At 39.5% G+C, this 20,877-nt stretch carries 22 protein-coding genes; 19 read left to right on the forward strand and 3 right to left on the reverse strand.

The genetic code is table 11. The features are described from left to right. Positions 1 to 66: 66 nt before the first annotated feature. The 4 genes from HMPREF9072_RS06340 to HMPREF9072_RS06355 all read left to right on the forward strand — a co-directional run bounded on the left by HMPREF9072_RS06340 (position 67) and on the right by HMPREF9072_RS06355 (position 3,149). Positions 67 to 510 (forward strand): 6-carboxytetrahydropterin synthase, encoded by a 444-nt coding sequence (locus HMPREF9072_RS06340; protein ID WP_009410945.1) that lies wholly within the window; start codon positions 67 to 69, stop codon positions 508 to 510. Between the two features lie 161 nt (positions 511 to 671). Next, positions 672 to 1,181 (forward strand): hypothetical protein, encoded by a 510-nt coding sequence (locus tag HMPREF9072_RS06345; protein WP_009410946.1) that lies wholly within the window; start codon positions 672 to 674, stop codon positions 1,179 to 1,181. A gap of 2 nt (positions 1,182 to 1,183) precedes the next feature. Continuing rightward, the gene (locus HMPREF9072_RS06350) at positions 1,184 to 2,257 is read left to right on the forward strand and encodes a Fic family protein (protein WP_009410947.1); all 1,074 of its coding nucleotides are present in this window, start codon (positions 1,184 to 1,186) and stop codon (positions 2,255 to 2,257) included. A gap of 127 nt (positions 2,258 to 2,384) precedes the next feature. Further along, positions 2,385 to 3,149, forward strand: a complete 765-nt coding sequence (locus HMPREF9072_RS06355; protein WP_009410948.1) for a UDP-2,3-diacylglucosamine diphosphatase — start codon at positions 2,385 to 2,387, stop codon at positions 3,147 to 3,149. Here HMPREF9072_RS06355 and HMPREF9072_RS06360 read toward each other — a convergent pair. After that, positions 3,126 to 3,917: a porin family protein gene (locus HMPREF9072_RS06360; protein WP_009410949.1), complete on the reverse strand. Its 792-nt coding sequence runs from the start codon at positions 3,915 to 3,917 to the stop codon at positions 3,126 to 3,128. The two genes, HMPREF9072_RS06355 and HMPREF9072_RS06360, sit on opposite strands and share 24 nt — an antisense overlap. Positions 3,918 to 4,180: 263 nt before the next feature. On the opposite strand from HMPREF9072_RS06360, the gene HMPREF9072_RS06365 reads away from it, so the two are divergent. The 6 genes from HMPREF9072_RS06365 to HMPREF9072_RS06390 are packed head-to-tail and all read left to right on the forward strand — an operon-like array spanning position 4,181 to position 8,242. Next, complete coding sequence (locus tag HMPREF9072_RS06365) at positions 4,181 to 4,471, forward strand: DUF721 domain-containing protein (protein ID WP_009410950.1); 291 nt, start codon at positions 4,181 to 4,183, stop codon at positions 4,469 to 4,471. Then, entirely contained in the window at positions 4,471 to 5,013 is a 543-nt protein-coding gene (locus HMPREF9072_RS06370; RefSeq protein WP_009410951.1) for a GNAT family N-acetyltransferase, read from the forward strand. Before HMPREF9072_RS06365 ends, HMPREF9072_RS06370 begins: the two co-directional genes overlap by 1 nt. 5 nt (positions 5,014 to 5,018) lie before the next feature. Beyond that, complete coding sequence (locus tag HMPREF9072_RS06375; RefSeq protein WP_009410952.1) at positions 5,019 to 6,356, forward strand: dihydroorotase; 1,338 nt, start codon at positions 5,019 to 5,021, stop codon at positions 6,354 to 6,356. A 4-nt stretch (positions 6,357 to 6,360) separates the two neighbouring features. Beyond that, positions 6,361 to 6,741: a DUF4296 domain-containing protein gene (locus HMPREF9072_RS06380; protein ID WP_009410953.1), complete on the forward strand. Its 381-nt coding sequence runs from the start codon at positions 6,361 to 6,363 to the stop codon at positions 6,739 to 6,741. A 13-nt stretch (positions 6,742 to 6,754) separates the two neighbouring features. Then, positions 6,755 to 7,459, forward strand: coding sequence for a DUF4271 domain-containing protein (locus tag HMPREF9072_RS06385; RefSeq protein WP_009410954.1), 705 nt, complete (start codon positions 6,755 to 6,757; stop codon positions 7,457 to 7,459). A 33-nt stretch (positions 7,460 to 7,492) separates the two neighbouring features. Then, on the forward strand, positions 7,493 to 8,242 hold the full coding sequence (locus tag HMPREF9072_RS06390; protein ID WP_009410955.1) for a uroporphyrinogen-III synthase: 750 nt from the start codon (positions 7,493 to 7,495) through the stop codon (positions 8,240 to 8,242). 111 nt (positions 8,243 to 8,353) lie between these two features. On the opposite strand, the gene HMPREF9072_RS12360 is transcribed toward HMPREF9072_RS06390, so the two are convergent. Next, a complete protein-coding gene (locus HMPREF9072_RS12360) occupies positions 8,354 to 8,530 on the reverse strand; it encodes a hypothetical protein (protein WP_009410956.1) in 177 nt (58 codons plus the stop codon). A 292-nt stretch (positions 8,531 to 8,822) separates the two neighbouring features. On the opposite strand from HMPREF9072_RS12360, the gene HMPREF9072_RS06395 reads away from it, so the two are divergent. Both HMPREF9072_RS06395 and purN read left to right on the forward strand, forming a co-directional pair. Beyond that, on the forward strand, positions 8,823 to 9,203 hold the full coding sequence (locus HMPREF9072_RS06395; protein WP_009410957.1) for a ribonuclease P protein component: 381 nt from the start codon (positions 8,823 to 8,825) through the stop codon (positions 9,201 to 9,203). A 67-nt stretch (positions 9,204 to 9,270) separates the two neighbouring features. After that, the gene (purN, locus tag HMPREF9072_RS06400; RefSeq protein ID WP_009410958.1) at positions 9,271 to 9,834 is read left to right on the forward strand and encodes a phosphoribosylglycinamide formyltransferase; all 564 of its coding nucleotides are present in this window, start codon (positions 9,271 to 9,273) and stop codon (positions 9,832 to 9,834) included. Here the strand turns inward: purN and HMPREF9072_RS06405 are convergent. Next, complete coding sequence (locus HMPREF9072_RS06405) at positions 9,829 to 11,460, reverse strand: hypothetical protein (protein ID WP_009410959.1); 1,632 nt, start codon at positions 11,458 to 11,460, stop codon at positions 9,829 to 9,831. The two genes, purN and HMPREF9072_RS06405, sit on opposite strands and share 6 nt — an antisense overlap. 762 nt (positions 11,461 to 12,222) lie before the next feature. On the opposite strand from HMPREF9072_RS06405, the gene rplM reads away from it, so the two are divergent. From rplM to HMPREF9072_RS06440, 7 genes are all read left to right on the forward strand, one after another. Next, on the forward strand, positions 12,223 to 12,678 hold the full coding sequence (gene rplM / locus HMPREF9072_RS06410) for a 50S ribosomal protein L13 (protein WP_002674296.1): 456 nt from the start codon (positions 12,223 to 12,225) through the stop codon (positions 12,676 to 12,678). Next, positions 12,678 to 13,064, forward strand: a complete 387-nt coding sequence (gene rpsI, locus HMPREF9072_RS06415) for a 30S ribosomal protein S9 (RefSeq protein ID WP_002674299.1) — start codon at positions 12,678 to 12,680, stop codon at positions 13,062 to 13,064. The genes rplM and rpsI overlap by 1 nt, the downstream gene beginning before the upstream one ends. 110 nt (positions 13,065 to 13,174) lie before the next feature. Beyond that, positions 13,175 to 13,900: a 30S ribosomal protein S2 gene (gene rpsB, locus HMPREF9072_RS06420; RefSeq protein ID WP_009410960.1), complete on the forward strand. Its 726-nt coding sequence runs from the start codon at positions 13,175 to 13,177 to the stop codon at positions 13,898 to 13,900. A gap of 92 nt (positions 13,901 to 13,992) precedes the next feature. Beyond that, complete coding sequence (tsf, locus tag HMPREF9072_RS06425; RefSeq protein WP_009410961.1) at positions 13,993 to 14,955, forward strand: translation elongation factor Ts; 963 nt, start codon at positions 13,993 to 13,995, stop codon at positions 14,953 to 14,955. Between the two features lie 108 nt (positions 14,956 to 15,063). Further along, a complete protein-coding gene (locus HMPREF9072_RS06430; RefSeq protein WP_009410962.1) occupies positions 15,064 to 17,688 on the forward strand; it encodes a reprolysin-like metallopeptidase in 2,625 nt (874 codons plus the stop codon). Between the two features lie 155 nt (positions 17,689 to 17,843). Continuing rightward, positions 17,844 to 19,184, forward strand: a complete 1,341-nt coding sequence (gdhA, locus tag HMPREF9072_RS06435) for an NADP-specific glutamate dehydrogenase (RefSeq protein WP_009410963.1) — start codon at positions 17,844 to 17,846, stop codon at positions 19,182 to 19,184. 488 nt (positions 19,185 to 19,672) lie between these two features. Next, positions 19,673 to 20,704 carry a hypothetical protein gene (locus HMPREF9072_RS06440; protein WP_009410964.1) on the forward strand — a complete coding sequence of 344 codons (1,032 nt, stop codon included), beginning with the start codon at positions 19,673 to 19,675 and terminating at the stop codon, positions 20,702 to 20,704. The last annotated feature ends 173 nt before the right edge of the window (positions 20,705 to 20,877 follow it).

The raw sequence follows: 20,877 nt of genomic DNA on the forward strand, positions 1-20,877 counted from the left end.
ATTTTCTAATTTCCTAATTATTTCATACCTTTGCACTTTAATTCCTATACCCTAATGTCATAAACTATGATTCGCATTACTAAAAAATTCGATTTTGAAGCAGGACACGCACTTTACGGCTACGATGGCAAATGCAAAAACCTGCACGGACACAGCTATAAGCTCTACGTAACTGTCATAGGCGAACCTATTACCGACCCCCATAACGTGAAAAACGGTATGGTAATAGACTTCGGCGACCTCAAACGCATCGTGCAGGAGCAAATCATCGAAGCGTTCGACCACGCTATGGTCTTCAACGAACATTCACCCCACAAGGCATTAGCCGAAGAACTGCGCGCCAAAGGTCATCGCATCATCACCGTGCCCTATCAGCCCACCAGCGAGAACCTCGTAACCGACTTTGCTCGACGCATCGCTTACCAACTACCCGCCGGGGTCGAGCTATTTTCAGTACGCCTATGCGAAACCGAAAGCTCCTATGCCGAATGGTTCGCCTCAGATAATTAAGAGGAAAGTAAGGCGTTATACATTTTGCCAAAGTTTTTGCCTGTGCGGCTCGCACCTTTGGATAATTTGATTATATCGACAATCAGTTGCTTTTACGTTCTGTTGTAGGGGCTAATGGCAATTAACCCTTAAAAAAAATTCATAACACAAATATGTAAACTATGGCACTTGTACTAATAATTATATTAAGCATTATCTTTTGGTTTCACAAAACAAACGTCAAAAAACGTTTGCGCAATTCGTTTACTCAAAAGACCTTAAACAGGAATACACCAAACTATATTCGTAAACACTGGCGAGAAAAGCGTATTGATGCTGAACATTGCGATGTGATGAATGAAAACACAACCTTCGATTTGCAAGCCGTAGAAGACAATCGTATGAAAAGTGATTTCGAGGAAACAATGCTTCTCACTGAGACAATGTTATTCAGTAAATTGCGATTAGGAGAAGAAAAATTGAAGCTTAGTTATATAAGGTGTTACGACAAAACTACTACTCCTGTAAAAGTATATCAAACTACTGTTGCCGATATAGACGCCAGTGTAGCGCAAGTAAAGCTCAATGTACAAGGCTATATCAATGTGTATTACAACCCTCAAGACCCTAAAGAAGTATATATCGATACCGAGTTTTTACAAAAAGACCTCACTGAACTGATGAATGTTTGATAATGAAAACAGATTTTACATTACCCTTATTACCACCTCCACCAGAGATTGAGACCCGTGAGATACTCAAACAGCTCACGCTCTCACATAGGCATTTAGCTGAACTGAAAGGAGTAGTAAAAACGATACCTAATGAACAAATCCTCATCAATACCCTTTCCTTACAAGAAGCGAAAAGCAGTAGTGAGATTGAAAATATTGTTACTACCCACGACGACCTTTATAAGGAAAATATTATGATTGATACCCATCCTGCCAGCAAAGAGGTGCTAAACTATGTCAAAGGTCTGAAAATGGGGTTTGAAATTGTGCGCAATCAGAGGATATTGCTCAACAAACATATATTGCTCATTCAAGAACAACTCGAAGCAAACAAGGCAGGTTTCAGAACCCAAGCAGGCACTAAGCTCATTAACAATCACAACAAAGTAGTGTATACGCCTCCACAAAATAAGGAAGAGATACTCAACTTAATGGCAAACCTCGAAAGGTTTATCAACGACCCTGAATTTTCGGAACTTGATCCGCTTACTAAGATGGCGATTATTCATTATCAGTTTGAGAGTATTCACCCTTTTTATGATGGCAATGGTCGCACAGGGCGTATCATCAATATTTTGTATTTGGTATTACAAGGCTTGCTCGACCTGCCCGTACTTTACCTCAGTCGGTATATCATTCAGCATAAAACTGATTATTACAAAGCTTTGCAAGGGGTAAGAACTAATGGCGATTGGGAAACGCTTATCTTGTATTTACTCAAAGGGGTAGAAGTAACCGCAATTGAAACCATTGAGATGGTACAAAACATCAAAACGCTGATGCAACAAACCAAGCAACGCTTGCGTAGTGAGTTACCCAAGATATACAGTCAGGATTTACTGAACAACCTCTTTAAAAACCCATATACTAAGATAGAGTTTTTGCAAGAAGATTTGAATAAAGCTAGACGCACTGCTCAACATTATTTAGATACTATTGCCGAAATGGGGTTACTTAGTAAGTTGAAAGTAGGGAAGTCAAACTATTATATCAATGAAAATTTGATAAAAGTACTCCAAAGAGAAAAAGTATAACGTAGCAAAAAAACGTCTTTTTTTGCCACGTATGGTATAACGTGGAAAAAAAACGCCATTTTTTGCCATATCATATTGCTCATTGATACGAAAAGACATTTTTGTGTAAATGATAACTTAAAAAATAATGTTATCCATAGAATTAGCTGAAAATAAAAAGATATACTTTGCTTCCGATAATCACCTCGGAGCACCCACTGTTGCCGAAAGTAAACCCCGCGAAGCAAAGTTCGTGCAATGGCTTGATACTATCAAAGCTGATGCAGGGGCAATATTCCTTTTAGGCGACCTTTTCGACTTTTGGTTTGAGTACAAAAAGGTCGTCCCCAAAGGCTTTGTGCGTACTCTTGGCAAGCTCGCTGAACTGCGAGATAGTGGTATCCCTATCTACTTTTTCGTAGGTAACCACGATTTGTGGATGGATGATTATTTCCAAACTGAGTTGAACATTCCCGTATACCGTCGCCCGCTAGAAGTGGAATGTAATGGTAAACGCTTCTTGATAGGACACGGCGATGGTTTAGGTCCCGGTGATAAAGGCTACAAGCGGATGAAGAAAGTCTTTACCAATCCGTTTTGTAAGTGGCTCTTCCGATGGTTACACCCCGATATAGGTGTGCGATTGGCGCAATACCTCTCAGTGAAAAACAAGCTCATCTCAGGTGATGAAGATGTGCGTTTCTTGGGCGAAGATAACGAATGGTTGGTACAGTATTGCAAACGCAAACTTGAGACGCAACATTACGACTATTTCCTTTTTGGTCACCGCCACCTACCAATGACTATCAAAGTAGGAGAGGGAAGCACTTATATCAACACCGGCGACTGGATACACTACTTTACCTATGCCATTTTCGATGGTGAGGAATTAAAACTTATATCCTACACCTAATTGTAAGACGCGGTTTTTAAACTTAACTTGCGTAACGCTATCAGCATCGCTCAAGTTTGAAAGCCCTATAATATAGTTTATATCAAAGAAGAAACCAGAAGGCACATTATATTCCATTCCAAAGCCCATTCCAAAGTCAAAACTGTTATCTAAATCCTCTGACATTGCCATAGAGAGATTGTTTTGTGAAATTTTGCTTGCGATACTTGCAACATAACCAAAATTTAAACCTACTTTAGGACGAAAATATGAAATATCATATTTTAACCATAAAGGAATATTTATTTGATGAAGAATAAAAGAAGCTTCTTTAACGTCTCCAGATATGCTATAAGGCAATTGTATTCCATTAATAGTTGGAGGTGTCCCAATAAAAGTCATAGTTATTTTCTTCCACTTGGCTCCTTGTTTAGAGTAAGCAATTCCTCCTTCTAAAAATAGTTTATCACTTACTTTATATTCTGCCAAAACTCCTATATGAAACCCTGCTTTGCTACCCATTCCTAGATCCGCATTATAGCGAGAAAAAGTATTTTGATCATTCTTTATAGCGCCATACACTTCTGAAAAAGAAAGGGTCGATACATTTAAGCCTCCTCTAAAACCAAAAAAGAGGCGTTTAGAGAGAGGATTTTTTTCTTGTACTACAATAGGTTCTTGTGTACTGCTGGCGGTCATCTCTTCTGTTGTTTCTGTCACTACTTCTTGTGCGTAAGTAGTAGATATCACTGCTAAAGTGATAGCAAAAATTATTATTATTTTTTTCATTTTTGTTGGTGTTTTTATAATTTCAATGCATAATTACAAAGAATAATGTTACTGAGCAAATTTCAGTGAAGTTTTTTTTCTTTTAGAAATATAATTTATTGTTTTTTAATGTAATATAATTTTAAACATCAGAGAGGTATTTTAATATTTACAAGAAAGGAGAATTTGAAAAAGTTAGAACATTAAATGTCCTATGAGAAGAGAAAAATAAAAAATCGCCATTTGTAACTCGTCATTCGCAATTATTTTGTACCTTTGCATTTGTGGACGGAAATACAAATACTCTTTCAGAGGTCATTCAGCAAATTGTCAAACAAAATCATTTAACGTACGGACTACAGAAAGCCTCGTTACCAGAACTGTGGAATGAACTGATGGGCAAAGCAATCGCTAAGTATACCTCCTCAGTAGAGCTAAAAGGCAGTACATTATACGTCCGTCTTACCTCGCCTGCACTCAGTAACGAACTCAGTTATGGCAAGAGTAAGATTATTGATAACCTCAACGAACGTTTAGGGGAACCTCTCATTCAAAAACTGATATTTTTAAACTGATGATACGACCCGCAACCCCTACCGATGCCTCTGCCGTTGCCCCTCTGATGTTTCAGGCAATGGAAGAAATCGTCTATAAGATGATTGGCAAAGAACATAGAGATGATGCCATTGCACTACTCCAAAATCTCTTTGAGCAGGAAGGCAATCAGTATTCCTACCAGAATGCTTGGGTATACGAGGAAAATAATACTGTAATAGGGTCAGTTATTGCCTATGATGGAGCGCAGTTGCACACCTTGCGTGCCCCTGTGCTAGCACTCATTCGCAGTAGCTATGGTATTGATATTGTTTTAGAAGATGAGACCGCCGAAGGTGAACTTTATATAGATACCCTTAGCGTATTGCCCACTGCTCAAGGCAAGGGCATAGGCTCACAATTGGTAGCCCACCTCAAAAAGGTCACTACTCAGCCCATAGGCTTACTCGTAGATGTACAAAACCCCGCTGCCGAACGCCTTTACACCCGTTTAGGATTTACGTATGTAAACCACCAAGCCCTCGCTGGCGGAATGTATAAACATCTTGTGTACAATGAATAATTGAAATGAAAACCCTCATCAAAAACGCAATCATCGTAAACGAAAATACCCTCTTTCAAGGCGACATCCTGATTGAGGGAGAGCGCATTGCCCAAATAGGTACTCACATCACTCCTAAAGGGAATTATAAGGTGGTGGAAGCCGAAGGCAAATACCTCCTTCCTGGGGTGATTGACGATCAAGTGCATTTCCGCGAACCTGGGCTTACTCATAAAGCTACCATCGCTACCGAAAGCCGTGCTGCGGTAGCAGGTGGTGTAACTACCTTTTTTGAGCAACCTAACACCGTACCCCAAACGGTAACTATTCCGCTTTTGGAAGAGAAATTTGTCATTGCCAAACAGTCGTCGTTTGCAAACTATTCTTTCTTTTTGGGAGGAACAAACGACAACCTCGAAGAATTGAAACGCTTAGATAAAAATGCTTGTGCAGGGGTGAAACTTTTCTTAGGCTCTTCTACGGGGAATATGCTCGTAGACAACGAGAAAACCATAGAAGCTATTTTCAATAATGTCGATTTAGTAATTGCTGCCCATTGCGAAGATGAAGCAACTATCCGAAAGAACTTAGCCCACTATCAAGAATTGTACGGCGAGGATATCCCTATTGCGATGCACCCTCATATTCGCAGTGCTGAGGCTTGCTATCTGTCCTCTTCACGTGCCATTGCTTTGGCTGAAAAAACGGGTGCACGCCTACACGTGTTCCACCTCTCTACGGCTAAAGAAACCGAGCTTTTCCGCAATGATATTCCGCTAAAGGACAAGAAAATCACCGCTGAGGTGTGTGTGCATCACTTGTGGTTTACTGATGAAGACTATACTACTCGTGGAGCTTTCATCAAATGGAATCCTGCTGTAAAAACTGCCGATGACCGTACTGCGCTGTGGCAAGCCCTTTTAGACGACCGTCTCGATGTGATTGCTACCGACCACGCTCCTCATACCCTCGAAGAAAAACAGCGCAAGGGCTATCTGAATATCCCTTCGGGGGCACCTTTGGTGCAACACTCGCTCGTGGCAATGCTCGAAAAAGCTTACAAAGGTACTATTTCTATCAAAAAGATAGTAGAGAAAATGTGTCATAATCCCGCAATCCTTTTTCAGGTAAGAGATCGCGGTTTTTTACGAGAAGGGTATTACGCCGACCTTGTTTTGGTGGATATGGATGCACAGTGGACGGTACAAAAAAACAACCTGCTCTACAAGTGTGGATGGAGTCCGCTCGAAGGGCAACAATTCCACTCGGCTGTAGTGAGTACCTTCGTAAATGGCAAAGAGGTATACCACAATGGCAAGGTAATTGCAGAGCCTCAGGGGCAACGCATCACTTTTAACAGATAAGACTATGAGAAAAATTATTTATATATTCGCTTTGCTACTCATTGTAGTAGCCTGCAAAAGGAACATCGTACCCAAACCCGATAAGTTTTTAGACGAAAAGCAAATGGAAAGTATGCTCTACGATTTGGCTGTTTTAGAATCTATGAAGGTTTCACAAACCCAAATGCTAGATTCTTTACAATTCAATCCGCAACAGTTCATCTACAAGAAATATCAGCTTGATAGCCTTTCGCTCGCACAAAATATGGTCTATTATGCCTCCCTGCCTAAAGACTATGACCGTATAGTGAAAAAGGTAGAAGAAAAACTCAAAAAACAACGCGATAGCATTGGAAAGCTACCCTTAGAGACCCTAAAAGAGAACCCAGCAACAGTCGAACCATAATAAAATACAGTATTTGGAAGCCTTAGAACTACATCAGTCTTATCTTTCGTGGATATTTCCTGCCTTCCTACTCATCTTTGGGTTGGTGGCTTTCCTACGTATATTCTACCCTAAACACTTTGCCGATTATCAAAACTTACTGTTTAACAATAAATATATTGTAATTTACGGCAAAAAGGAACGCCGATTGCACCTCTTTATGACAGTGCTTTTTCTCTTGCAATGTGTGTGTTTAGCTCTTCTTTTCTATGTTATTTTAAAGAATTTTGGCATCACAGAACTTTACAACCCTCAGTTTATGTTTCTGGAATTGGTGTTTATAGTCTTGTCATTGTTAATCACAAAACTCCTCTTACAACAATGGATTAGTAGCCTGTTCGACCTTTATGATTTCGCAAGAGATTACATCTTCACCAGGGTTTCTTATTCATCTTATGCCGCAATTGTAATGGTTATACTTCTCTTTTTGGGGGTTTATATCCCTTTCACCAATAAAAATCAGCTATTTTTATTACTTTTTGTGTTAGTATCCATATTGTTAGCAATCAATGTATTAGGATGGATTAAAATCATAAAAAACAATCAAAAAGAAATAAAACCTTATTTATTCTATTTTATTTTGTATCTTTGCACCCTCGAAATCGCACCCTATATCTTTCTCATCTATGGAACAAAATACTTAATTGAAGTACAGAAAATGGCTCAATTTGTTTCATAATAGGGCGTTAGGAGGTGTAAAGAAATAACATTTATGAAGGTAAAATCGATATTAGTTTCGCAACCAGAACCGAAAGCCGAAAGCTCACCTTATGCACAAATTATTGAAAACCACAAGGTAAAAGTGGATTTTGTGCCTTTTATTAAGGTAGAAGGAATGACCGCTAAGGACGTCAGAATGCAGAAGATTGACCTTACTAATTTTACAGCCGTTATCCTCACTAGCCGTAAATCGGTAGACCACTACTTTCGTATTGCTGAAGAAATGCGCTTTAAGGTGCCTACAACTATGAAATATTTCTGTCAATCCGAAGCCATCGCTTACTATTTGCAGAAGTATATTACCTATCGTAAACGCAAAATATACGTAGGTAAAAAAGAGTTTGCTGACCTTTTGCCTATCCTCAAAAAATACAAAGAAGAGAAATTCCTCTTCCCAGGTTCCGATGCCCCTAAACCAGAGGCTACCGCAGCTTTAAACGACATCAAGATAAAATGGGAACGCGTAGTGTTCTATCGCACTGTATATTGCGATATTTCAGCCATTAAAGAAAATAAGTACGACATTCTTACTTTCTTTTCGCCCGCAGGAATAGAGGCGCTGTTTAAAAGTTTCCCCGATTTCTCACAGAAGAAAACCAAAATAGCCGTCTATGGCGATGCGACCCTAAAAGCCGCCGAAGAAGCCGGTCTTATCATTGATATTAAAGCTCCCTCACCTGAGAGTCCCTCAATGACCGTAGCTCTCGACCATTATTTAGGCAAGCAAAATAGCAAAAAATAGAATCTAAAATCCGTTTTCTATAAGCACCAAAGGTAAGGAAGAACTATTCTCCCTTACCTTTGGTGCTTTTTTACTTCCTTTTATAAAGAAAATCTCAACTATCAAGAAAGACTATCTGCTTCTCCTGCTTCTCGCTAAAAGTGAGCATAAAGCTGTAATTTCCAGTATAAAACCTAATGCTATAAATAAAGAACCGCTAACAGGCACTTCCCAATGCAATATCTTAGCAAGAGCTCCTAAAACAATAAGCACAACACCTGCTATAAATAAAATAACACTTGTCTTCATATCTCAATTCTGTAATTAAGGTGCAAATGTACAAATTAAATAGCAAATAGCAATAAAAAGATTTCTCAGCTATCTGCCACCCTTTCGTTTCTTAGCTCTTTCCTTAATCATTCCTTTTTCTTATTAACATTTATTTAACACGTGATATTCAATGAATTAACGCCTTTTCTATACCAATCTTCCAAGATTCGTATAAGCTTCCTATAAGCTTCCTATAAGCTTTCTATAAGCTAAGACCACTCTTTTCATTTGTCCATTTGTTAATTCTTTCTTACCTTTGCCGTCGAATTTAATGTGTTTTATTTTGCCTACTTTTCCCAAAACCGAAAAACTCTGCAAGCGTGAAGCCATTCAGCAACTATTTGCCCAAGCCGAGGCACTTACCTGCTATCCGCTTAGGTTGTTGTACGCCTCTGTTAGCAGTTTAGAAGCTCCTTATCAACTGCTTATCAGTGTGCCCAAACGCACTTTCAAGCGCGCAGTACATCGCAATTTGCTAAAACGACGCCTGCGCGAAAGCTACCGACTCCAAAAACACCTATTGCCCGTAAAAACCGAAAAGTATGCCCTTGCCTTTCTCTATATAGGGAAAGAACTCACCGATTACGCCACCATTTACAAATCCGTAACCCAACTCATAGAAGATTTTTCTCATCAACTCACCCAAGAATAACCCATCGCTTTTGCGCTCCACCTTCCCCCTTTGAAGAGGGGTTAGGGAGATGTTTAAATTACCCCCTATGAAAAAGATTATCATTTTTGCCTCAGGTTCAGGCTCCAATGCCGAACGTATCGCTACCTATTTCCACCAAAAAGGCACTGCGCAGGTAAGCCTTATACTCTGCAATAACCCTCAGGCAGGCGTACTCACTCGTGCCAAACGCTTAGCCATTCCCTCTTTAGTCTTCAACCGACAAACGTTCTATGAGTCGGATATCGTCCTCAATATCCTTAAATTCCAGCACCCCGACCTTATCGTGCTGGCAGGATTTTTGTGGAAAGTACCTGTTTATCTCACTGAGGCTTATCCTCATAAAATCATCAACATACACCCTTCTCTTTTGCCCAAATACGGCGGAAAAGGAATGTATGGCTCACACGTGCACGAAGCCGTCATTGCCAATGCCGAAAAAGAAAGTGGCATCACCATTCACTATGTAAACGAACATTACGACGAAGGTAATATCATCTTCCAAGCCAAAACAACCATACTCCCCACCGATACTCCCGATACCTTAGCCGAAAAAATTCACTTGTTAGAATATGAGTATTTCCCAAGGGTCATAGAAGAGTTACTGTCATAAATATTCTCTAAGCAAATGAAAGTCTAAATACCCTTTGCGTCCATTTTTAATGATTTTGTAAAATGAAGAGGATATCTTTTCGAGAAGCTCATACTCAGCAGTAACCTGAGGATAGATACCTATTTTTCCGTCCTTAGAGAAAATAATCCGCTTGTCATCTTTACTAATTTCTATAGTATCAAATGCTATAGGAAGTACTTCTTTTCCTGTGAGATACTGAGGGTCAAACATCTTTAGTTTATCAGGAGGTTCAAACTCGTATTCGTATAAAGAGAATAGTATTTTTTCATATTCTCCTGCAAAAACATTTGAAAAAGTATAGAGATACAAACCATACTTATCACCTCTTTCTACACAAATAGGAATCTGGGTAGCTATAAGTTTTTGCGTATGAGAGTCATAAAAGTATTTTCGTTCACCTATAAACGAAAGATGTTCCTCTGCAAGGCGATCGGTAAGGTAGTAATTTCGTCCGTGAAGTTTTAAATCATAGTTATCACTTATATACGACACATAGTATTCATATGTTAAGGAATCTTTCTCTATGTGATAGCCCAATTTAGGTGATCTATATACATCATTCCCCTGTCTAAAAATCATTTGTCTTAAGTTTTTCTTCGTTTGTTGGATATTGTAATAGCTCACCCCTTTATCAGTAAGCATTTCTATAGAGCCATTATCCGTAAGATAAGCCGATAGCACTCCCGTAAGCGGTTGTTTTTCAAAAAGTGCATTGTAGATGTCTATTTGAGTTCCTTCTTTCCCGATAATAGCCCAGCGATTGAAGAGAATCGTATCGTAACTTTTAGGTAATACATTTTGAAGGTATCGGTTTTTGAGTTCGTATTTATCACCTTTAGGAAGCAGATATAAAAACTCATTTATCTTGTGATAGTCGTAATAATCAGATAAATCGTAAAAGTCAGTGAGGTAAGAGGTATCAATAGACTTCCCATTTTCAGCTTTCAAAGAAGTACAAACACTGTATTCGTTTGATATAAATAGCGTTTTATGCTGCAAAGGCACTATCATATCCGATTCTTCTAAAAGATATACCTTTCTACCCTCGCCAAAATCGAGCGCCATTAGAGGGGAATACCTCACCTCATAAGGTCGCCATTTCTTAATTTTGGTTTCTTCAGTATAGAAATATCCACCTACATCTTCTGAATCAGCTTTTTTGTATTGCAGGAGTTGTACAGTTGCCAGTGATGGATTTAAAAACTTTACAATGGTTTTGGCTCTTTTTTTATACTTGCCATTATCTTCAGAAAAAGACAATAAATGAGAGGTAACAAGCGGATGGTTTATAAAGTTTGCCCATTCAGTAGGACGAATGTCGCGTGGATAGATGAGTTTATCTCCCTTTTCTAATAATTCGGATAGCGTTTTTTCTTTGGTATCATATTTCCACGACAGGGTAAAAGGGCGGTAATACCCCTGATAGGTTTTATCGTAGTGTTTTTGTAGTGAAGCTTCAACATATTTGCCATTTTGGGTTTGTTTATAGACTGTTATGTCACTATCTTTATTGTAAACAATGAGGGCAATGTCTTGAGATGGCAAGGTATATTGCGCATAAGCCAAAGATGTAAAAAGAGATAATATGGCAAAACAAAGTTTCATTTTGAAGGGTGTTTTAATTTTATAGGGCAAAAATATATTTTTTCTAACATATTTCAAACAAAAACATTAAATTTATCTCAGTTTTTGTCCAAATAAGACAATAAAAGAAATATATGGTGTGTTAACCCGAAAAAAAGAGAGGCATCACCATTCACTATGTAAACGAACATTACGACGAAGACAATCCTCTTTTTTACTAACTCTTATCTTCCTAACTGCTAATTTAGATATTAGAAAAATGTTAATGATTCTTAAATCCCTGCAAATATTTTAAAGTTTAGAAAACAGAATACTTGATAGTCTTTTGTGGGTTTAAAAATGTTAAAACATTGCATATCAATAAAATGAAAAGAACACCTTCTTTGTCGTTTAATAGGAGTTTGACCGAAGGAAGAGCGAAGCTAAGACGAACCTATACCGAAGCTAAGGCGAAGGAAAGATGTTAGTATGTTGAATATCAATAGAAGAAATGTGCTTCATAAATTATTGAAGAAAAAATCATAAAATAGAGTTTTTAACAAATAAAACGCGATATTTTAATTTCTCACTTCGAACTCGTATTAATTTAAATTTTGGCTAATCTGCTAATTTCCTGATTCCTTAATTTGCTAATTGTCACATTCTTACCTCTTACCTCTTACCTCTTATCTCTCAAAAATTTTGCAGTTTCAAATATTTGTCGTACTTTTGCGCTCTAAAAATAAAAGTGTCGTTTGATGACACTATTAAGGAATGTTTAATTTTTAATAAAAATCACAAAGAGTGGACACATTAAGCTACAAAACCATCTCTGCCAACAAAGCCACTGTAAACAAAAAGTGGGTCTTGGTAGATGCTGATGGACAGACTTTGGGTCGCCTTGCCTCTAAAGTAGCCAAGCTACTTCGCGGTAAGTACAAACCCGAATTTACCCCTCACGTTGATTGTGGCGATAACGTAATTGTTATCAACGCCGAGAAAATCAACCTTACAGGGAACAAATGGGAAGATAAATCTTATCTTCGCCACACTGGTTACCCAGGAGGACAACGCTTCACAGGAGTAAAACAACTCCTCGACAAACACCCAGAACGTATCATCGAAAAAGCTGTAAAAGGTATGTTGCCAAAAACAAGATTGGGTGCAGCAGTTTTACGTAATTTAAAAGTGTATGCAGGTACCGAGCACAAACAAGAAGCTCAACAACCTGTTACCATTAACTTAAACGATTTGAAATAATGGAAGTAATTCACACCATTGGTAGACGAAAAACCGCCGTAGCGCGTATCTACCTTAAAGCAGGTAACGGTACTATCACCGTAAACAAACGCGAACTCAACAATTATTTCACTACCCCTACACTACAATACAAAGTAAAACAAGCCCTCAGCCTTGTAGGTGCTGAAGATGCTTACGATGTAAAAGTAAACGTGTATGGTGGTGGTATCACTGGTCAAGCCGAAGCTGTTCGTTTGGCTATCGCTCGCGCACTTTGCGAACTCGACGCTGAAAACCGCGCCGTATTGAAACCCGAAGGGCTTTTAACACGCGACCCTCGTATGGTTGAACGCAAGAAATTCGGTCAGAAAAAAGCCCGTAAGAGATTCCAATTCTCTAAACGTTAATATCAATTTGCTCCTTAGTTTAGCATCCAAATGGCTCAGGCGGTTATCTAAAATTTACAAAACCTCTCCAAGCTATTGCTAATAGTAGGAACGTAAACTATTAAAAAGAAATGGCAAATAACATAGAAATTAAAGATTTATTAGATGCAGGTGTACATTTCGGTCACCTTACCCGCAAATGGAATCCTAATATGGCTCCCTACATCTATATGGAACGCAACGGTATCCACGTAATCAACTTGTACAAAACCGCTGCTAAAATTGAAGAGGCTGCCGAAGCCCTCAAAAAAATCGTAGCCTCTGGCAAAAAAGTGCTTTTTGTGGCTACTAAAAAACAAGCAAAAGACGTAGTTGCCGAAAAAGCGACTTCAGTAAAAATGCCTTACATCACCGAGCGTTGGCCTGGTGGTATGCTTACTAACTTTGTAACTATCCGTAAGGCAGTAAAGAAAATGTCGTCTATCGATAAAATGAAAAAAGACGGTACTTTCGATACCCTTTCAAAACGTGAAAAACTACACGTAGAACGTATGCGCGAAAAACTCGAAAAGAACTTAGGGTCTATCGCCGATATGTCTCGCCTCCCTGGTGCTCTATTTGTAGTCGATACACTCCGTGAACACATCGCTGTAAGAGAAGCGCAAAAATTAAACATTCCTATTTTCGCAATGGTAGATACAAACTCCGACCCTCGTGAGGTGGATTTTGCTATCCCTGCCAACGACGACGCTTCTAAAGCTATCGAAAAAGTACTTTCTTACATCACCGAAGCTGTAAACGAAGGTCTTTCAGGTAGAACAGCCGAAGCTAACAAAGAAGCTGAAAGCAATGATTAATACTTAAATGATTAATGGTTAATAGCGTTTAGCCATTAATCATTTGAACATTGAATTAATCATTAATCACTAATCATTAAACATTAATAAAAATGGCAAATATTACCGCCGCAGACGTAAATAAACTCCGCCAAGCTACCGGCGCAGGTATGATGGACTGTAAAGCAGCCCTCATCGAAGCCGAAGGCGATTTCGATAAAGCAATCGAAGTATTGCGCAGAAAAGGTCAGAAAGTAGCCGCTAAACGCGCTGACCGCGATTCTAAAGAAGGGGCTGCTATCGCTCAAGTAAATGCTAACCACACTGTAGGTGCTATCATCTCTCTCAACTGTGAGACCGACTTCGTAGCCAAAAATGCCGATTTCGTAGCCCTCGCTAAAGATTTAGCTGATCTCGCCCTTACTGTAAATAGCAAAGACGAACTTCTTGCCCTTAACTACAAAGGTATTACCGTAGCCGAAAAACTCCTTGAACAAACAGGTGTGATCGGTGAGAAAATAGAACTCGGTGCTTTCGAAAAAGTAGAAGCGCCTTTTGTAGGTTCTTATATTCACCACGGTAACAAAATCGCTGCAATCGTAGGCTTATCAGCTGCTATCGCCGATGCTGCCGAAGTAGGTAAAAACTTGGCGATGCAAATCGCTGCTATGGGTGCTGAAACCCTTTCTTACAAAGATTTCTCAGCTGAGTACATCGCTAAAGAAACCGAAGCTCGCATCGCAATTATCGAAAAAGAAAACGAAGAGTTACACCGCTTGGGAAAACCGCTCAAACACGTACCTCAATACGTTTCACAAGCACAACTCACTCCTGAAGTATTAGCTAAAGCTGAAGCCGATGCTAAAGCTGAATTGAAAGCTGAAGGTAAACCAGAACAAATTTGGGATAAAATCCTTCCTGGTAAGATACAACGCTTCATCTCCGATAACACTACCCTCGACCAAGAGAAAGCTCTCCTCGACCAAGTGTACATCTACGATGAAAGTAAAAAAGTATCCGATTTTGTAAAATCTAAAAATGTAGAGATTACAGCTTTCAAACGCGTAGCCTTGTAATTTATATATTTAAATGATATATGTTAAAAACTCCTCTTACTATTGAGTAGGGGGAGTTTTTCTCTAACTACTAACAACCCTCTTAAAAAACATTACCCAATAATAGAAATGAAACATATTATCTATTTATTCCTCTACCTCAGTTTTACTACTGCTCAAGCACAATGGAATATTGCCCTTCCTAATGGCGAAACCCTTAATCTCCAATGGCAAGAGCGCGAAAACTCTCAGCAAAATAAAGGTATTCACACCTTTGTAGGCTACAGCCAAAACCAGTTTGTGGCTACTTTGGTAGTACCCCCTAATAAAGAGGCTTCTGGTAGCTTGCAATGGGAAGGGACTACTTACCAACTTATAGGCTCACAGCAAGGTAAGCTATCAGCAAAAGAGCGACTCCGCCATAACCCCAATGCAAAATGTGGTACCGATACTCACCAGCACACCTCTCATTTTCCTTCTCCTCAAAACAGCCCTACAGTACGCCCTATCACCACCTCTACATCTATAATGCCTAACGACCCCGAGGGGATTCTTTATCTCTATCGCTTGGCAGTATTGGTTGATTACTACGACTTTGCCCATACTTTCGGCAGTGATATCACACAAGTAAAAAACTTCCTGCTCAACCTCGAAACCTTTCTCAACGAGGTATATGTGCGCGATATAGGAGTGAAATTCAGCATTGTAGATGATAACCGACTCATTATTCAGGAAGCTGCCAAGCAGTTGTACAATCAAAAATCGCGATATGATATCATCGGAAATTCAACTGAAAAAATCAATGAACTCATTGGCGATAAACAGTATGATTTAGGAATTGTAATCGGTCCTGGCACCGATGCTACCTTATCAGGACTCGCTTTCTTTTCTGGAGGATTTCGTCTTGTAAGAAAAGGAGGGGCTTCGGCAATAGCTGAAAATGCAACCATCGCTCACGAAATCGGACATTTATTTGGTGCCGATCACACTTTTAAAAACGTCTACTCAGGTAACTCTCTTTATACAGAACCTGGATACGGTCAATCACTGATGGGCTATAGCAACGATTTTCCCGATGGAGCTTTCTTTTCACTCCCTACCGCTTATCAAATACGTAGCGGGATTGTCAATAGGTCTTATTTCAAAGATTCTCAGCGCACTCAGTTAGTAGACCGCAATGGGAATGATGTGAGTAATTTCAATTATGCTTATGGTATCAAAACCGAAAACTCTTTTCCTACAATCGACCGCACTAAACTACAAGAAACCTATACCATTCCTAAGGACACTTATTTCCAATTCCGTATCAAGGCGACAAACACTAACAATCTTCCTATTTATTACACAGCGCAACTCACCAGTAGGGCAGGAGTAAACGATCCTAAGTTCCTCACTCGTAAGGGGAAAATAGGCGGAAATCCTATTACTTTCCAAACACAGTACAGCGATTCAGGAGGTTTTATAAACTATACACGTCCTAATGCAAAGGGCGAACATCCTTTTTGGTTAGCGGCCTCTAATCCTGCCCCTCAACACTTTGTGAATTATGATATGGTAGCTGTAAAGGTAAATATCACCGACGGTAAAACTTTTGCGATCACTAACGGAATGAACGACGAGTACCAAGGGGGTGATAAAATAACACTTCATTGGCAAGTAGACCCTAACTTCTTTGACCCCAATAGCAAAGTGCGCATCTTCCTTTCCGATGATTTAGGTAAAACTTTTAAATATACTTTGGTAGAAACCACCGAAAACGATGGTACTTGCGAGATTACACTTCCTAATATCGAGATAGGCACAGTAGAATGGGGCAAACAACCAAAAATCCAACTTCCTGCGGGGGTTATCAAAGTGGAAGTGATAGACCATATCGCTTTTGCTATCACCAATGTAGCGCCTTATAAAACCTCTAACGGAAAATCAGTGCCTAATGGAGGCTTTAAAATTAAAAAGAAAACAGGAACGCCCTCTCCTTTAACTTTTGTAGAGAATAGCAAACCCAAAAATGTAACCGTTCAATGTGCTAATGAGATACCTGCACCTGCCAACCCTATAACCGAAGGGGGCTGTGGAGCAGTAACTATTACCCATACAGATAAAAAGCTTGCTGGAACTTGTCCCAATAGCTTTACCATTCAGCGCACATTCAAGGCTTACGATGGCTGTGAAACCATTACTTATCAACAAACAATCGTAGTGAATGATACCCAAAAACCTACTTTTGTAGGGAGCTTACCTCAAGATGCAACGATTGATGAAGGAGCTAAAATACTTCTTGGGGCTACTCTTACTGCTACCGATAATTGTAAAGGTACATTTCAAGTCGTTCCTACCAAAGAAACCCTTGGCAATAAAATAATATATACTTGGGTAGCCAAAGATGATTGTGCTAATGAGTCAGTACACAAGCAAACCATTATAGTAAGACCCATAGCAAAAAAACCACAGCAAGAGCCAGAGAAAAACATTGTTATCTACAATGGCATTTCTACTGAGAATACTAACAATTATTTCATAGTAGAAGGAGCAGATACTAATAGTTCTATTCATCTTCTCATATTTGATGAAATGGGGTTAAAAGTATATGAAAACGAGCATTATGGTAAAAATGGCGATTATTTTAGAGGTTATGCTAATGCCAAAGGTTTTATAGGGAATAGCAAAGCTCTTCACGGCACTTATTTCTATATCGTTCGTTACAGCAAGCGCGGAAAAGAAGAACAACAAAAAGGCTTTTTATATGTAAGGTAAAACTTCATTTTCTTTTGAAAATAAATCTTTTTAATAAAAACTTCTTTCGTTTTCTTTGCACATTTCAATAATATTAACTACTTTTGTCGCTCATTAATATATTTGCGTAACTAAATAATTCATTAACACATAATTCATAACTAATTAAATATATTATGGACGTAAAAAAAATAATGACCTCCTTAGAGGCAAAACACCCAGGAGAAAAAGAGTACTTGCAAGCAGTACACGAAGTGCTTGAATCAGTACAAGAGGTGTACAACCAGCACCCCGAATTTGCCAAAGCTAAAATTATAGAACGTATCGTAGAGCCCGACCGCATTCATACCTTCCGCGTGGATTGGGTAGATGATAAAGGCGAAGTGCAAAGCAACCTCGGCTACCGCGTGCAGTTCAACGCTGCCATAGGTCCCTATAAAGGTGGTATCCGTTTCCACAAAGCTGTAAACCCTTCAATGCTTAAATTTCTTGGCTTCGAACAAACTTTCAAAAATGCACTTACTACCCTGCCTATGGGAGGTGCTAAAGGGGGTTCTGACTTCGACCCTACCGGTAAATCCGATGCCGAAATTATGCGTTTCTGTCAAGCCTTTATGCTCGAACTTTGGAAATATATAGGTCCTGATACCGACGTGCCTGCTGGCGACGTGGGTGTTGGCGGACGCGAAATAGGCTATATGTACGGTATGTACAAAAAATTAGCCCACGAGTATAACACTGGGGTACTCACCGGTAAAGGTATCAACTGGGGAGGTTCGCTCATTCGTCCTGAAGCTACAGGTTATGGCGCGCTCTACTTTGTAGATCATATGCTTAAAAAACTCGGCAGAGATATCAAAGGACAACGCGTAGTAGTATCAGGCTTTGGTAACGTAGCGTGGGGTGCCTCACAAAAAGCAACTCAGTTGGGCGCCAAAGTTATCGGACTTTCAGGCCCCGATGGTTGTGTAGAAGTACCTAATGGTATGACTCACGAAATGATTAACTACCTATTAGAGCTTCGTGCTTCTAACCGCAATATTGTAGCTCCTTTTGCCGAAAAATTTGCTAAAGAAAGTAAGTTTACCGCAGGTAAAAAAGCGTGGACTATCCCTTGTGATATTGCCTTACCTTGTGCATTCCAAAACGAATTAGATGGCAGTGATGCTCAAATGCTTATCAAAAATGGTGCAAAACTCGTAGCCGAAGTATCGAATATGGGCTGTACTCCTGAGGCTATCAAAGTGTTCCAAGATGCTAAATTGCCTTTCGCCCCAGGTAAAGCAGTGAATGCAGGAGGAGTAGCTACTTCGGGTCTTGAAATGACTCAAAATGCAGCGCACCTCGCGTGGAGAGCTGAAGAAGTTGATGCTAAGTTGCACCAAATTATGGAGTCTATCCACAACGCTTGCCTCAAATATGGTCAGGAAAATGGTTATATTAACTACGTAAAAGGTGCTAACATCGCAGGCTTTATGAAAGTAGCTCACGCAATGCTCGACCAAGGCGTGGTTTAATTTAATGAACAATTGATAATGAACAATTAACAAAAAAGCTGCTTCTTAAAATGAGGCAGCTTTTTTTAATCCTTTTACTTCTTATGAATAATCTTTATATATAAATACCGATTTCTTTCGCTTTTCTTCTCACTTTTAACTATTCACTATCAACTACTTATATACTCTTTCTATACCAATCTTCTAAGATTCGTATAAGCTTCCTATAAGCTCTCTATAAGCTAACTACATTCATCCTCACACCCTTTTTTCACCAAATACTCCCTTAGTCTCCTTCTGAAAAATTCCGTTTCCTTCCGAAAACCCCTGACCAGTCTGATTTGTCCAACAAGTCAAACCTGTCAAAAACTATTTTTTATCATTACTCATTTTCTAATTTTCTCATTTCCTAATTCTCTAATTGCCATTCACGCATTTCTTAACCCAAGTTCATTTTTCCATCGCTTTTTCAACGTTACTTTGCACTGTAAAACAAAAACAACTTAAAAATGAACTTAAAAATGTTTAGTATCACACTTCTTATGACGTTGGCTACCTTAAAGTCCAACGGTCAAAATCCCGACCTCCTCACATTGGTCACTGCGGCTACACAAGCCCCTTCAGGTCACAATTCTCAACCTTGGTTCTTCACTGTTGAGAACAACCGCATCATTATTACGCCCGATTTTACCAAAGCGCTCCCTGCCGTAGACGGTAAACACCGCGAACTGTTTATGAGCTTGGGCTGTGCTCTGGAAAACCTTTGCCTAAAAGCCACCGAATTGCACTATCACACCCAGGTACAACTCACCAGCGAAGGTGTCATCACCGTGCTTTTGCAAAAACGAGAAGATGTAACACCCAGTTCCTTAGCAGCTGTCATTCCTAAGCGCCAAACCAACCGTTCGGTATACGACGGCAAACGCATCGACGCTTCTTTGCTCGAAAGTTTAGTAAGCAAATCTATGGACGATACGGGGGCAAAGCTCTACACTTTCGCCAATGGTTCTCCGCTTTTTGCAATACTCACCGAAGCAGTAATGCAAGGCAATGCCGTGCAAATGGCTGACCCCGCTTTCAAAAACGAACTCCTCTCGTGGATACGCTTCAACAAAAAGCATTCTGAAAGCACTCACGACGGACTCAGTTACGCAGTGCTCGGCGCTCCTAATCTCCCTCGTTGGGTAACCGAACCCATTGTAAAGGCATCACTAAAAGCCGATAAGCAAAACAAAACCGACTTGAAAAAGATACAATCTTCCTCCGATATAGTGCTTATCACTTCTGAGAAAGACGATATCCGCACTTGGATAAATACAGGTCGTTTATTAGAACGCTTTTTGCTCGTCCTTACTGAAGCAGGCATCGCCAATGCTTACCTCAATCAGCCGTGTGAAGTGCCCGAACTCCGTGCGCAACTGCAAGCCGATTTACCCATTGCAAAAGCCTATCCACAAATCCTCTTGCGCATCGGCTATGCGAAGCCCGTGGCTTATTCCAAGAGAAAAGATATTAAAGAAGTAATTAAAAAACGCAAATAAAGTCTCTTTTGCAGTATCAACTTTGCCAAAGTTTCTACCCGCCCGTCGCGCTACGACCTTTGGCAAAGTTTAAATCTATAATTAGTTATTTAATTATATCGTTCTATTTCATTACTCTCATTACTATTTAAAAATTATTCATTTGCAGAAAGAAGAAGTTTTTAGTATTTTTG

The organism is Capnocytophaga sp. oral taxon 324 str. F0483, assembly GCF_000318315.2.
GTDB classification, from domain to species: domain Bacteria; phylum Bacteroidota; class Bacteroidia; order Flavobacteriales; family Flavobacteriaceae; genus Capnocytophaga; species Capnocytophaga ochracea.